At 58.9% G+C, this 13,252-nt stretch carries 11 protein-coding genes and 2 pseudogenes; 4 read left to right on the top strand and 9 right to left on the bottom strand.

The annotated features are described in order from the left end of the window. Nucleotide 1: 1 nt before the first annotated feature. The 5 genes and pseudogenes from phnE to PI739_RS24845 all read right to left on the bottom strand — a co-directional run. Nucleotides 2-790, bottom strand: a complete 789-nt coding sequence (gene phnE, locus PI739_RS06310; RefSeq protein ID WP_003367163.1) for a phosphonate ABC transporter, permease protein PhnE — start codon at nt 788-790, stop codon at nt 2-4. 28 nt (nt 791-818) lie between these two features. Further along, nucleotides 819-1,829, bottom strand: a complete 1,011-nt coding sequence (gene phnD / locus PI739_RS06305; protein WP_003432929.1) for a phosphonate ABC transporter substrate-binding protein — start codon at nt 1,827-1,829, stop codon at nt 819-821. A gap of 44 nt (nt 1,830-1,873) precedes the next feature. Continuing rightward, nucleotides 1,874-2,707, bottom strand: a complete 834-nt coding sequence (gene phnC / locus PI739_RS06300; protein WP_103735542.1) for a phosphonate ABC transporter ATP-binding protein — start codon at nt 2,705-2,707, stop codon at nt 1,874-1,876. Between the two features lie 241 nt (nt 2,708-2,948). After that, nucleotides 2,949-3,713 carry a methyl-accepting chemotaxis protein gene (locus PI739_RS24850; RefSeq protein ID WP_371124460.1) on the bottom strand — a complete coding sequence of 255 codons (765 nt, stop codon included), beginning with the start codon at nt 3,711-3,713 and terminating at the stop codon, nt 2,949-2,951. A gap of 93 nt (nt 3,714-3,806) precedes the next feature. After that, nucleotides 3,807-4,838: pseudogene (locus tag PI739_RS24845) on the bottom strand (HAMP domain-containing protein); the annotation flags it as partial. A gap of 333 nt (nt 4,839-5,171) precedes the next feature. Between PI739_RS24845 and PI739_RS06290 the strand changes: the two are divergent. The 3 genes from PI739_RS06290 to PI739_RS06280 all read left to right on the top strand — a co-directional run bounded on the left by PI739_RS06290 (nt 5,172) and on the right by PI739_RS06280 (nt 8,611). Beyond that, on the top strand, nt 5,172-5,999 hold the full coding sequence (locus tag PI739_RS06290) for an HDOD domain-containing protein (RefSeq protein WP_271351734.1): 828 nt from the start codon (nt 5,172-5,174) through the stop codon (nt 5,997-5,999). Nucleotides 6,000-6,169: 170 nt separating this feature from the next. Then, nucleotides 6,170-8,146 (top strand): DNA topoisomerase III, encoded by a 1,977-nt coding sequence (locus PI739_RS06285; protein ID WP_058416759.1) that lies wholly within the window; start codon nt 6,170-6,172, stop codon nt 8,144-8,146. Between the two features lie 63 nt (nt 8,147-8,209). Further along, the gene (locus PI739_RS06280; protein WP_003367150.1) at nt 8,210-8,611 is read left to right on the top strand and encodes a RidA family protein; all 402 of its coding nucleotides are present in this window, start codon (nt 8,210-8,212) and stop codon (nt 8,609-8,611) included. Nucleotides 8,612-8,617: 6 nt separating this feature from the next. Here the strand turns inward: PI739_RS06280 and PI739_RS06275 are convergent, their stop codons facing one another. Continuing rightward, nucleotides 8,618-8,929, bottom strand: coding sequence for a DUF6482 family protein (locus tag PI739_RS06275; protein ID WP_032609388.1), 312 nt, complete (start codon nt 8,927-8,929; stop codon nt 8,618-8,620). 205 nt (nt 8,930-9,134) lie between these two features. On the opposite strand from PI739_RS06275, the gene PI739_RS06270 reads away from it, so the two are divergent. Then, on the top strand, nt 9,135-9,506 hold the full coding sequence (locus tag PI739_RS06270; protein ID WP_003367147.1) for a PH domain-containing protein: 372 nt from the start codon (nt 9,135-9,137) through the stop codon (nt 9,504-9,506). Nucleotides 9,507-9,551: 45 nt separating this feature from the next. On the opposite strand, the gene PI739_RS06265 is transcribed toward PI739_RS06270, so the two are convergent. The 3 genes and pseudogenes from PI739_RS06265 to PI739_RS24835 form a co-directional block, all read right to left on the bottom strand. Then, a complete protein-coding gene (locus PI739_RS06265; protein WP_054081831.1) occupies nt 9,552-11,348 on the bottom strand; it encodes a methyl-accepting chemotaxis protein in 1,797 nt (598 codons plus the stop codon). 161 nt (nt 11,349-11,509) lie between these two features. Further along, complete coding sequence (locus PI739_RS24840; RefSeq protein WP_371857161.1) at nt 11,510-12,235, bottom strand: methyl-accepting chemotaxis protein; 726 nt, start codon at nt 12,233-12,235, stop codon at nt 11,510-11,512. 132 nt (nt 12,236-12,367) lie between these two features. After that, nucleotides 12,368-13,123, bottom strand: a pseudogene (locus tag PI739_RS24835) (MCP four helix bundle domain-containing protein); the annotation flags it as partial. Between the last annotated feature and the right edge of the window lie 129 nt (nt 13,124-13,252).

Below are 13,252 nucleotides of genomic sequence, written 5' to 3'. Positions count from 1 at the left end.
GTCAGATGAATTGCTTGCGCAGGCGCTGCGACATGATGTCGATGACGCTTACCACAACGATGATCACCAGCAGCACGGCGCTGGTCTGGACGAACGCAAAGGCGCGAATGTTTTCCCAGAGGATAACCCCGATGCCCCCTGCGCCGACCATCCCGACCACGGTTGCCGAGCGCACATTGGATTCGAACCGGTATAGAGCATAGGAGATCCACAGCGGCATGACCTGCGGAATGACCCCGTAGATGACTTCCTGCAAGGCGCTGGCACCGGTGGCGCGCACCCCTTCGACCGGTCCGGGCTCTATGGCTTCGACAGCTTCGGCGAACAGTTTGGCGAGGACCCCGGTGGTGCTGATCCACAGTGCCAGCACCCCGGCGAACGGCCCCAGCCCGACGGCGACCACAAACAGCATCGCGAACACCATCTCGTTGATCGAACGAAAAGCGTCCATGCAGCGCCGCAGCGGCAGATGAATCCACCACGGCGTGATGTTCTCGGCGCACAGGATGCCCAACGGTATCGAGCAGACAATCGCCAGCGTCGTACCCCAAAGGGCGATCTGGATAGTCACCAGCATTTCCTTGAGGTAGCTGCGCCACTCACGGAAGTCCGGAGGGAAGAAATCGGCGGCGAATGTGGCCATGTTCGACGAGTCGCGAACCAGTGCCATCGGGTTCATTTCTGCGCCCTGCCAGGCCCAGGCCAGTGCAGCGAGCAACAGGCCCCAGCCCAGATAACGGGACCAGTTGGGTTTGCCTGCAACCTGGGCGTAGGCAACGTGAGTGGTCATGACGAACTCCTGATCGTGAACGGCTGGCTCAACCTGCGGAGCTGCCTGCGGTTTTCTGGTTCAGCTCAGTGATACGCTCCTGCAACTTGCTCAGGCTGGCATCGATATCCTTGAGACGGGCAGTTTTCTCCTGGGCGTCCAGCGTGGTGCTGGCAGCCACTTCGGTGCGCTGCTTGAACAGTTCGAGCTGGCGGATGGGCAGCAATTGGTCATCGCTGGACTTGAGAAACTTGCCCATCTGCATGTTCTTCAGGACGGTTTTCTCTTCATCGGTATTGCCATAACTGGTGAAGAACTCACGAATCTTTGCCTTGTCCTGGTCCGACAGCGCCTTGCTCCAGACAATCGGGTCGGCCGGGATCAGCGGCGATTTCCAGATCACCTTGAGTTGCTCGACCTTGTCGGGTTGGGTCACAGCCAGGCGATCCCAGCTTTCGGTATTGAAGGTCGCAACGTCCAGCTGCCCCTTGGCAACACTCAGGGCGTTGACTTCATGACTGGAGTTCAAGGTGCGCTTGAAGGCAGTGGACGCATCGACGTGGCTTTTCGCAAACACGTAATAACCTGGCACCAGATAGCCCGAGGTGGAGTTCGGGTCGCCGTTGCCGAAGGTCAGGCTCTTGGCATTCTTGAGCATGTCTTCGACGCTATTGATCGGGCTGTCCTTGCGCACGATCAGCAGGCTCCAGTAACCCGCGTCACCGTTGGCGGCGGAGGTCTGGGCAAAGATCTCGCCGTTGGAGCGGTCCACCGCTTCCATCGCCGCCTTGTTGCCCAGCCAGGCCACGTCCACCTTGTTGAAGCGCATGCCCTGAATAAGGCCGGCGTAGTCCGAAGCGAAGGTGGCATTGACCTTGAGACCGGTCTTGCGGCTCATGTCATCGAGGAACGGCTGCCAGATACTTTTCAGGTTTTGCGAAGACTCGGTGGACATGATGCCGAAATTGATGGCTTTTTCTTCTGCGGCCTGGACGGTGCCCAACGCGCAGGCAGTCAGCAAGGCGGCAGAGGCGAGAAGACGACCGATACGCTTGAACATGCAGGCTCTCCGGAAAATGTCAGGTGGGGGATGTTGAAAGGACGTCAGACCTTGGCCAGCGTCAGGCTGGCTTTTTGCCGCACGCGCCGGCTTCGTTCGGTGATCATCAGACTCGCGTCCGCGTCTGCACCGTAGAGGTCGTTGAGGAACTGTTTGCTGAGCTCCTGCGCCAGGCCATCAAAATGAATACGCCCGGATTTGAGCGCCACCGCACGCGGGCAATAGCGCACGGCATAATCGACCTGATGCAGGGTCACCACGACCGTCTTGCCGTCGCGGCGGTTGATGTCGGCGAGGATTTCCATAACGCGGCGGGCCGATTCCGGGTCCAGTGAGGCAATCGGTTCATCGGCGAGGATCACTTCGGCGCGCTGGGTCAAGGCGCGGGCAATCGCTACCCGCTGCTGCTGCCCGCCGGACAGGGTCGAAGCCCGTTGCGCGGCAAGGTCCGCCAGCCCGACCCTTTCCAGCGCGGCCATTGCACGCTGTTTTTCCTCGTTGTTGAACAGCGCCAGACTGCCGCGCCAGCGTGGCATGCGCCCCAGACAACCGAGCAGGACGTTGTCCAGAACGCTGAGGCGACTGACCAGATTGAATTGCTGGAAGATATAACCGATATCGGCGCGCAGACGTCGCACCTGGCTGTTGAGGCGGCCGGAGGACTGAACCTCGCGGCCCAATACCTGAACCTGACCGCCATTGCTGCGATCACAGCACGCCAGACCGGCGAGATGCCGAAGCAGCGTTGACTTGCCCGAACCGGAAGCGCCAATCAGCGCGACCATCTCACCAGGTTGTATAGACAACGCGAGATCAATGAGAGCGCTTTTGTGGGAAAAGGTCTTGTTCAGGCCTTGTACATGAATGGCTTCGTTCATGAGGCTTCTCGGTCTGTGCACGACCCGGGACAGGTCGCATTTGGTTGTCAACCAAACTGAACCTGTGTTGTTGCAGCGTCATGAACCGCGAGTGACCAAGTGATAACAGTTTGTCACCCATCGTGTGGCAACGGACAGCGGTGGGACCCTCATCCGCTGCATTGCCACGCTGAAGCATTGGGACTGAAAGAAGCCCAGGCAGCCGCTCCCGGTACTGCGGAGCGGCGCAAACGCAGCCGGATCAGATCCTGAAGCTGCCCACCAGCTGCTGCAGACGCGCAGCCTGCTCTTCCAGCGAGTTGCAGGCATCCAGGGTCTGGCGCAGGTTGTCGACGCCCAGCTGGTTGAGGGTGTTGATGTGAGTGATGTCGACATTGATCGACTCGACCACCGAGGTCTGCTCTTCAGTTGCCGCCGCGACCGACTGGTTCATGCCGTTGATCTCTTCGATGCGGCGGGTCACGCTGCTCAGACGCTCGCCGGCCAGATTGGCGATGCCGACGCTGTCCTCGCTCTGACGCTGGCTCTCGGTCATGTTGGTCACTGCTTCGCGAGCGCCGACCTGCAGCTCTTCGATCATGGTCTGTACTTGCTGGGCAGAATCCTGAGTGCGGTGCGCCAGGTTGCGCACCTCGTCGGCCACTACCGCAAACCCGCGCCCTGCTTCACCGGCACGCGCCGCTTCGATGGCGGCGTTGAGCGCCAGCAGGTTGGTCTGCTGGGAAATGCTGGTGATCACTTCAAGAATCTGCCCGATGTTGGCGGTCTTGCCATTCAGGCTTTCGATGTTCACGCACGACTCGCTGATCTTGCCGGACAGCTCGTTCATCGCCTTGATAGTCTGCTGCACAACGTTCTGACCGTCGCTGGCCAGGCCGCTCGCATCGCTCGACTGCTGCGAGGTGCGCGCCGCATTCTGGGCGATTTCCTGGGCAGCGGCACCCAATTCGTTGATCGCCGCTGCCACGCTTTCAGTGCGATTGGCCTGCTGGTCGGAGTTGCCCATCGACGCGTTGGAAACCTTGACCACCCGGGTGGCAACCTCGCCCAATTGCGCGGCAGTCGAAGCCACTTCGCGGATCGAGGTATGGATACGTTCGACAAAATGGTTGAACGACTCGGCCAGTGCGCCGAATTCATCCTGCGAAGTGATGGCCAGACGCTTGGTCAGATCGCCCTCGCCATCGGCGATATCACGCATCGCGCGGCCCATCTGATGCAGGGGTTGCATCAACACCCGGATCAACAGGCCCAGCAACAGGATGATCACCATCACCACAACCACCATCGCAGTGATGGCCGAGGTACGGAACTCGGTCAACATGGCGTAGGCGGAATCCTGCTCCAGTACCAGTGCCACGTACCAGTTGGCCGTCGAGACACCTTGAACGGGCGTGAAGGAAATGATCTCGGGCTTTTTACCGGAGTCGATTTCACTCACCCCGGCAGCAATTTTCGGCGTATTGGTCGGGTAGGCTTCACTGATGTTCTTGAGCACCAGCTTGCTGTCCGGGTGCACCAGAATCTTGCCGTCGGCGCTGACCAGAAACGCATAACCATGGCCATCGAAGTTCAGCGAGTTGATGATCTTGGTGACGTTGTCCAGAGCGATATCGGCACCGGCCACGCCCACGAACTGATTCTGGAACTTGACCGGTGTGGCCATGGTCATGACCAGCTTGCCGGAAGATGCCGCGATGTAGGGTTCGGTCACAATGGTGCCGGGGGCATTCTGTGCCGCCTTGTACCAGCCACGTGCACGCGGATCGTAGTCAGATGGGCGATTGGCCGACGGCACCGAGAACATCACGCCATCGGTGCTGCCAAAGTAGCTCAGCTGAAAACTGTCACTGTAGGCAGGCAGGCCGATGGCGCGTTGCAACTGGGGCAGTTCCTTGCCATCCGCGGCGATTTGCTGCGACATCGATTGCAGCAATTGCATGCGGCTTTCCAGCCAGGTTTGAATGTTCTGCGTGGTGAGCGTACCCAGTTGTTGCAACTCGGACTTGACGCTGGATTTGAGCGACTGACGCTGTCGATAGTCATTGACGACAATGAATACACTGAACGCCACGACCACAATCAATGCAGCGGCGAGAAGAATCTTTTTGCTGAAACCCAGACTTTTCATAGCGGTTACTTCCACGGCAAAAAACCAATAAGGACGATCTCTGGATCGCCAATCAAACTTCACAACAGTGCCGTCTATTTCACATTACAACCCACAGGCCGTTCAGCAACCGGAGCCGATACGTCTGCCACGGCGTCAATCACCAGGCAGGTCCGAGTATCGAAACCTCACAGAGACGCTTGTATCGCCATATCGGCGCGATCCACGAGTCCTTGATTATTTTTTTCGTCGCAGGTCGAGACGCCCTTCCCACAATCGACACTCAAGCGTGCAGAACAGGAAAAACTGGCTATGGTTGAAATCATCCCCCGCCCTGCACAGGATGGTCTCGCCATGCCAAGTATCGAGCAACTTTTTGACGGTTTGCATAGCCTCCCGAGTATTCCCAAAGTGGCTCAGGATCTGATGCTGCAATTTGACAATCCCTCTTCGAACCTGGAAAGCATTGCGCGCAATATAGAGAAAGACCCGGTGATTGCGGCCAAGGTATTGCGTCTGGCCAACTCGGCGCGCTTTCGCGGCTCAAGGGAATCCTCGAGTATCGAAGACGCGGCCATGCGCCTGGGTTTCAATACGCTGCGTACGCTGGTGATGGCCTCGGCAGTGACCGGTGCATTCAAGGCCGGGCCGAGTTTTGATCTCAAGGGGTTCTGGCTGAAAAGCTTTCAGGTAGCAGGAATCTGCCGGATGCTGGCGAAACAGACGGGCGCCGACCCTGAAATAGCCTTTACCTGCGGGGTGATGCATAACATCGGTGAGTTGCTGATCCAGACCGGCGCGCCCGATGTTGCCGAACGCCTGAACAACGCCGCCAAAGCCGGGACGCCAGGACGTGCGGCCAGCGAAACCCTGCAACTGGGTTTCAGCTACCCGGAAGTCGGTGCAGAGCTGGCCAGTCGCTGGCATTTACCCAAGGTTATTCAACAGGCTATCGCCTATCAGGCAACGCCGATGAGGGCTCCGGCTGACGCATCGCTGCCGAGGATCGTCGCCCAGGCCATTACCATTTCGGATGCGCTGGAGGCCCACGGCGGCGCGACACCTCGGGCGCAGCAGGCGTCAGGCGGTCCGCTGATGGAAGGCATCGATCTGGACGCGCTGTTTGCCGGGTTGCCGGCGGTGCTGGAAGCAGACAAGGCGTTCTCCGAATTACTGAACTGAACCAAAAGCAATTCTCCAGGCTGACCAGCGTATGCGGGCATGGCGTCAGGCGGTCCATTTTTGAGGCCGTATAGCGCGTTTATCTGTATATCCATACAGATAAACCTTGCCCGCTACGCATTCAACGTTCATCCTTGCAGCCCTTGCACCGGTAATCGACGACGGTAGTCATGCGGCTGTTTCTCTGCGAAAAACCTTCCCAGGCCAAAGACATTGCGGCTGCGCTCGGCGCAACCCGGCGTGGCGACGGCTGCTGGGTGGGTGCCAATGCGACGGTCACCTGGTGCATCGGCCACCTGCTGGAAACCGCCCCGCCCGACGCCTACGATGCACGTTACAAACGCTGGGTACTGGAAGACCTGCCCATCGTGCCGGAAAAATGGAAAATGCTGGTCAAGCCCAGAACCGCCAGCCAGTTCAAGGCAGTCAAGCGGCTGCTGGGTGAAGCCCGGGAACTGGTGATAGCCACCGACGCCGACCGTGAGGGCGAAATGATCGCCCGCGAACTGATCGAGCACTGTCGCTATCGCGGGCCGATTCAGCGTTTGTGGCTGTCGGCACTGGATGACGCCTCGATCCGCAAGGCGCTGGCGGCGCTCAAGCCCGGTGCCGATACGTTCAGCCTGTATCACTCGGCGCTGGGTCGATCACGCGCCGACTGGCTGATCGGCATGAACATGAGTCGCCTGTTTACACTGCTGGGTCGACAATCCGGTTATCAGGGCGTGTTGCCAGTAGGTCGGGTACAAACCCCGACCCTGCGACTGGTGGTAGACCGTGATCGCAGCATCGCCAACTTCGTCCCGGCGCCCTACTGGGCTATCGACGTCAGGCTGCTGCATGACAATCAGGCGTTCATCGCCCAGTGGCGCGCACCATCGGATGCCTGCGACGACCAGGACCGTTGCCTGAACCAGGCGCTTGCGCAAAAGGCTGCGCACGACATGCGCGGCGCGGCCAGCGCACGACTGGTCAAGCTGCGCACCGAGCGCATTCGCGAAGCGGCGCCTTTGCCGTTTGACCTGGGCACCCTGCAGGAAATCTGTTCGAAGAAGCTCGGGCTCGGCGCGCAGGAAACCCTCGACATCGCCCAGTCCCTGTATGAAACCCACAAGGTCATCACCTATCCGCGCAGCGATTGCGGGTACCTGCCGAACAGTCAGCATGGTGAGGCCGCAGGCATTATCGCGGCGCTGTGCAAGGCCGACCCTGCGCTGGCAGGCCTGTCGCCGCACCTCGACCCACAACGTCGATCACGGGCCTGGAATGACAGCAAAGTGACAGCCCACCACGGCATCATTCCCACCGCGGCGGTGCGCGGCGTAGAACGTCTGACCGGCAAACCGCGAGCGGTGTATACCCTGATCAGGGCGCGTTACCTCGCGCAGTTTCTGCCCAACCACGAATTCGATCGCACCCAGGCTGACTTCGACTGTGCAGGCCACGCGCTGCGTGCGGTGGGCAAACAGATTGTCGAGCCAGGCTGGAAGCGTGCGATGCCCGAAGCGCTGGCCCCGGTCAAGGGTCGCGAAGCGCCTGCCCCGCAGCCGTTGCCGGCATTGTTTCAGGGCTGCGAGTGTGCGGTCGCCGAGGTCATCCTCAAGGACCTCTGGACCCAGCCGCCCAAGCCGTTCACCGAGGGAGACCTGATCAAGGCAATGAAGAACGTCGCCAGACTGGTGGAAGACCCGCTGCTCAAACAGAAGCTCAAGGACACCACCGGCATTGGCACCGAAGCCACCCGCGCCGGGATCATTCAAGGCCTGCTGGACCGTGGCTACCTGACCAAGCAAGGCAAGTCGCTGTGCGCAGCACCGGCAGCCTTCAGCCTGATCGACGCCGTGCCCCGTGCCATCGCCGATCCGGGCACCACCGCCATCTGGGAACAGGCGCTGGACATGGTCCAGAGCGGCGAAATGAGCCTTGAAGAGTTCGTCGCCAAACAGGCGGCGTGGATGAGCAAACAGGTCAGCCGTTGCGTCGGCATGCGTATGAGTATCAGCGGACCAGCCAGCCCGGCAGGCGTTACACCGCCCTGGAAGAAAAAACGCAAGACCACTAAACGGCCCGCCAAGACCTCCACCGCCACGACGGATACTGCGGCGAAAAAGCCGCGGCGCGCTGCCAGACCGGCCGCCAAGGCGTAGGCCGGAACAGCGATAACCAGATCAGCCATTGCACATTCAAGCGTTACGAACAGGTGTTACAACATGTCAGACCGAGAGCTCATCATTCCGTCCACCATGCAGTCGATCATGGACCGTGCAGGCTATGCACCTGCGGTCAGGGTTGGGGATACCCTGTACTGCGCGGGCCAGGTGGGGCGTACGCGGGATATGGAAGTCATCCTCAACCCGGAGGCTCAGTTCATCGCCTGCTGGGAGAATCTGCGCACGGTGCTCGCCGAGGGCGGTTGCACCTTCGAGGATATAGTCGACATGACGACTTACCATGTCGCCATGAGCGAACACATGGCGGTCTTTCGTGAAGTAAAAAACCGCATATTCCCGCGTGGCCAGTGCGCCTGGACCTGCATCGGCGTTGCCGAACTGGCGCACCCCGGGTTGCTGCTCGAAATCAAGTGCGTTGCGATCAGGCGCAACAACGCCTGATCGACATCACAGACTCGAGCGCAGGGGTATCTCGTGCCGCGAAGTTTGTGCCTGAACATCGTCCAGACCGACCATTTCGTCATGCGCCACGGCCTGGGTCATGAACAGTTTTACGTCAGAGACCGAAGACAGCACCTTGCGCGCCTCTTCCACCGAAGCAACGTGCAGGGTTTTTCCGCTCGAATCTTCCACTGGCACAGACTTGCCCTCGAGCTTTGCGTGCAGCACGTAGGAACCGCCTTCCATGGAGATCAGATCGAGTTCACGAACCGTTTGATCCTTTACATGTTTGGTCAGGTCTTGAATGTTCAAAGTCACACCTCCGGTGGCGTTCTGGAAATCAGCGCCGCTTGAAAATGGAGCTTTTATTGGCGCAAACGTTCAGTCGTTTGGGGGACGGCCAGCCTGAATATCCATGTCGCAAATACATGAGACAGGTTGAGCGATGTTATTCTGCGGCGGCTTCGGACACCTGGCTGCGCACGTCGCGTACCCCCCCGAACAGATATTCAAGGATAGACAGATGATCGACTTCAACAACAAGGGCTTCTTCAAACTCAAACAGAATGACGAATACGCGGACCGGGTCAAGGACCTGCTGCTCGACGGCGAAGAGGTTATCGATGCCTACAAGTCCATGCGTGATGGCGTAGTGTTCACGAGCAAACGCATCATTGCGGTCAACGTCCAGGGGCTGACAGGCAGCAAGAAGGACTTCACCTCCTTGCCGTACAAGAACATCGTGGCGTGGTCGGTCGAGACGTCGGGTACGTTCGACCTGGACTCTGAACTGGAAATCTACTTCTCGGCGGTCGGCAAGGTAAAATTCGAATTCACCGGCAAGACCTCAATCGTTCAGATATCCAGGTACATCTCCCAACACCTTCTGGGCTGAAAAACGCCATCAGCCTGCGCATGGCGCAGGCCCTGGCATCTTGGGTCACTTGCCCAACAGCAGCGCTGCGTCGAAGCCCATCCGCAAGTTGCCCCAGTGGCGCCCCTCGAAAAAGAACGGCACATCGATTTCGGTCATGATCTCCCCGGTATCGCGCAAATAAGTCTGCAACAGAAAACGCTGCTTGTTGCCTGCGGCGCGCAGACCAATCGGGTCGGAGAACATGCGTTTGTTGCGGCACACCGGCAGATCGACTTCGCGGTTGCCGGTAGGCTTTTGCGATACCCAACTGTTGTTGACCGGGCAATAGCCTTTGCTGTCGACGATGAAGGTGACCTTGCCGCCGCGTGTGCCCTTGGTCAGCTTGTCGCATTCTTCCTGGCAGACTTGCGCAAAACGCTCGGTGTAACCGGTGGTGTATTGTTTGGGGTCTGTGCCCGGAATCAGCTTGTAACTCTGATCGAACAGATTGACGCCCTGTTTGTGCAGCTCGGCCAGGCGTACTTGCAGAATGTCACGGCACTGACTGGCGCGAGTGATCGCCGCATCCAGTTCGCCATGCCCAAGCACGAAACGCCCCAGCAGCGCCTGCACCTGCTCAGCCACACTGGAAAGATCCCGAGTGGCCGTTGCGGAGTGCTGCATGCGCTGATCGATGGCCTGGCTATCGGAATAGATCCGCGTTACCCGTTCATTGATCCCCGTGTTGGTAGAGGCGAACTGCTGAATGTGTGCAGCGATGTCGGCGAGCTTGTCGTTGGTCGACTCGAAATCGCCGATCATGCTCTCGAAATGGCCGGATGCGCGCTCCACCACCAGTTGGGTTTCACGGGCGCTGTGGCTGATCTGGATGGTCTGTTCGTGTGTGGAACTGACTTCCTGAAGCATCGCATCGATGTTGCGCGAGATGTCGTCAGTGGCTTTGCTGACGTTTTGCGCCAGCGTGCGCACCTCGTCGGCCACCACCGCAAAACCTCGACCACTCTCCCCCGCCCGCGCCGCTTCGATGGCCGCATTGAGCGCCAGCAGGTTGGTTTGCGAAGAAATCTGCTGAATCAGCCCGACAATCGACTTGATGCTTGATGAACGCTCATTCAGGCCGGAGACCAGCCCACCGAACTCGTTGAGACTGGTGGATATCTGGCTGATATTGCCGGTCACCTCAAGCAGTTCGGCGTAAGAGTCGCGTGCCATGCTCAGATTCTGCGCAGTGGTGCTGGAAATACCCTGGGTCTGCTGCGAAACATCCTCGATGCTGCCCACTGCCATATTGCTCTGGTCCATCACTTCTCTGGCGAAGCGTGCCTGATCGGTCGCGCTGTCGCTGGAGTCACTGATGTTCTTCAGCGAACGCGCCGACTCGACGGCGATCTGCACAGTCAGCCCCTGAATGCTGCTGATGATCTCGCGCTGTTTGGCCAGAAAGAGATTGCAGGTACTGGCCAGCCCGCGAATTTCATCATGGGTGAGCAGCGGCAGATCCCTTGATAGATCACCTTCGCCACTGGCGACCTCTTCGAGCGCGCGAGTCATGGACATCACCGGACGCACGATCAGGTGGCGGAAATACCACACCATGAAGCTGACCATGACCAGCGTGAACAGGGTGCTCAGCAGAATTGCGTTGCTCAGCAGATCGAGCTGACTCTGGATCACGCCCAGCGCGGCAGGGTCCGTTTGCGTGCCGCGCAATTGCAGCATGATATCGGAACGAATGTTCAGCGCCACCCAATACAGAAAGGCGCTGACCAGGACCAGCAGGAAAAGGCTTGATAGCTTCTTGGTCAGCGTGTTGAAAAACTGCTTTTCAACTGACTCGTACAAAGCCTTTAACGTCTGCATTTTCCTGCTCCTGGGTACAAGGGTGATTCTCATGCGATGGTTAACGTCTGTCGCGACCAAAGCTTTAATGCGTTCGCCTTCAGCGGAGGCGGAAAACTTCGACCACACAGCTCGCGGCGCTTTTCGCGCCGCAGAGTACTGCAGAGCTGGGCAATTTGATATCACAGTTGAAAGCGATCAACCGATTGTGAAAGCTGCCCGGCCATCAACGACAGTTCATCAGTGGTACTGGCTGTCTGGCCGATGACACGGCTATTGCCCTCGGACATGCTGGCAATCATTTCTACCTGATGGGCGATTTCGTTGCTGGCCAGGCTCTGCTCGCCAATGGTACGGGTGATGTCATTGACCAACTGCGTGGTGCTCAATGTGGCATCCAGGATATCGCTGATCGCACGCTCCACTTCAGCGGTGACCGCCATGCCCTTGTCGACCTGGGCCACGCCGGCTTCCATGCTGGTAACCGCCTCGCGGGTGCTCTGCTGAATGCGCGCGACCATGGTGGTTATTTCCTGAGTGGAAGCACTGGTGCGCCCTGCCAGGCTGCGCACCTCGTCGGCCACCACGGCAAAACCACGGCCCTGCTCGCCAGCGCGGGCAGCTTCGATGGCCGCGTTGAGCGCCAACAGGTTGGTCTGGTCGGCAATGCCCTTGATGACCTGAATAATATTGAAGATGCCTTCCGAATCCTTGTCCAGCGTGCGGATCACCTGAGCCGACTGCTGTGCCGAACGGGCAATGCTGTCCATGTCACTGACCACCTGATGGATCACCTTACCGCCGTTCTTGGCCAAGGATTCTGCCTGACTGGCCATATCCAGTGCCTGCCCCGCATGTCGGGTGATTTCTTCAATGCTTGCGGTCATCTCGCTGGTCGCCGCCGACATGGTGCCGGCTGCTGAACTCTGTTGCCGGCTGCTGTCGGCCACCTCATGGCAACCACTGCTGAGCTGACGGCTCATGCCACTGACGTCATTGGCATTGCTGCGCACCACTTCGATCATGCTGCGCAGGTCACGCTGCATGATCGCCAGGCTGCGAATCAGCATGCTGGCTTCGTCACGGCCACTTGACTCGGCGATGGGTTCGCGCAGGTTGCCATGGGCAATACTGTCGGCAATACGGCTGGCGGACGCGAGCGGGATCATGATGCTGCGCGTCACCCAATGCCCCTGCACCAGCAGCAGCAAAATACTGATCGAAAGCACGACTAACAAGGTGACATTGGCACTAAGAGTGGTCTGACGGGTGCGTTCGCCGCTGGCTTTGGCGTTGTCCTCGATCAGGTCACTCAAGCTCGACATCTGCCCCTCCAACTGCGTGAAGGCACTGGAAAAAGTACCCAGTTCTTGCTGCGCGCGGTCCGGGCTGTCGATGGCCAGCCCGACAATTCGCTCGCCTGCGCTGATATAAGCGTCGAGGCTTGGCTTTATCCTGCTCAGCTCTGCCTTGATGGCATCAGTGAGCGGCAATTGCAGGTTATCGCCCACGACCTTGCGAAACAGCGCGGCATGCTCTTTGAGGGATGCCTGCACTTCGTCGCGCGTACTGTTGCTCTTGCCCAGGCCGAACAGCATCGCTGACAGCACATCGGCGCGCAGCGCATCGTGCATCATGTCGGCTTCGAGGTGATTGCCCAGTGCAGCCATGCTGACTTCACTGTCGAGCATCGCCGCCTCCATGCGCGTATTACCCAGGTAGTTGACCAGGCTGATGATCATGACGGTCAGCACACTGGTGCCTATCAGCAAGAACAGACGTAGTTTTATCGACATCCTGTAGCCCCTCCGGTCAATGAAATAACGCGAGCTGCGGATTGCTCTTATTCAAGAGCTTATCGACGCACGTTGCCAGATACTTAAGCTTATTTAACGGATATTGCCGAATCCGCAGACGATCACGTT

Source organism: Pseudomonas cerasi (assembly GCF_027983475.1).
GTDB lineage: Bacteria > Pseudomonadota > Gammaproteobacteria > Pseudomonadales > Pseudomonadaceae > Aquipseudomonas > Aquipseudomonas cerasi.
The sequence above is the reverse complement of the archived record's forward strand: the minus strand, read 5'-3'. Positions and strand labels throughout refer to the sequence as shown.

Coding starts and splice junctions, on each gene's coding strand:
- phnE (WP_003367163.1), bottom strand. CDS start 790: ATGACCACTCACGTTGCCTACGCCCAGGTTGCAGGCAAACCCAACTGG.
- phnD (WP_003432929.1), bottom strand. CDS start 1,829: ATGTTCAAGCGTATCGGTCGTCTTCTCGCCTCTGCCGCCTTGCTGACT.
- phnC (WP_103735542.1), bottom strand. CDS start 2,707: ATGAACGAAGCCATTCATGTACAAGGCCTGAACAAGACCTTTTCCCAC.
- PI739_RS24850 (WP_371124460.1), bottom strand. CDS start 3,713: ATGGGCAACTCCGACCAGCAGGCCAATCGCACTGAAAGCGTGGCAGCG.
- PI739_RS06290 (WP_271351734.1), top strand. CDS start 5,172: ATGCCAAGTATCGAGCAACTTTTTGACGGTTTGCATAGCCTCCCGAGT.
- PI739_RS06285 (WP_058416759.1), top strand. CDS start 6,170: ATGCGGCTGTTTCTCTGCGAAAAACCTTCCCAGGCCAAAGACATTGCG.
- PI739_RS06280 (WP_003367150.1), top strand. CDS start 8,210: ATGTCAGACCGAGAGCTCATCATTCCGTCCACCATGCAGTCGATCATG.
- PI739_RS06270 (WP_003367147.1), top strand. CDS start 9,135: ATGATCGACTTCAACAACAAGGGCTTCTTCAAACTCAAACAGAATGAC.
- PI739_RS06265 (WP_054081831.1), bottom strand. CDS start 11,348: ATGCAGACGTTAAAGGCTTTGTACGAGTCAGTTGAAAAGCAGTTTTTC.
- PI739_RS24840 (WP_371857161.1), bottom strand. CDS start 12,235: ATGTCGGCGGCGACCAGCGAGATGACCGCAAGCATTGAAGAAATCACC.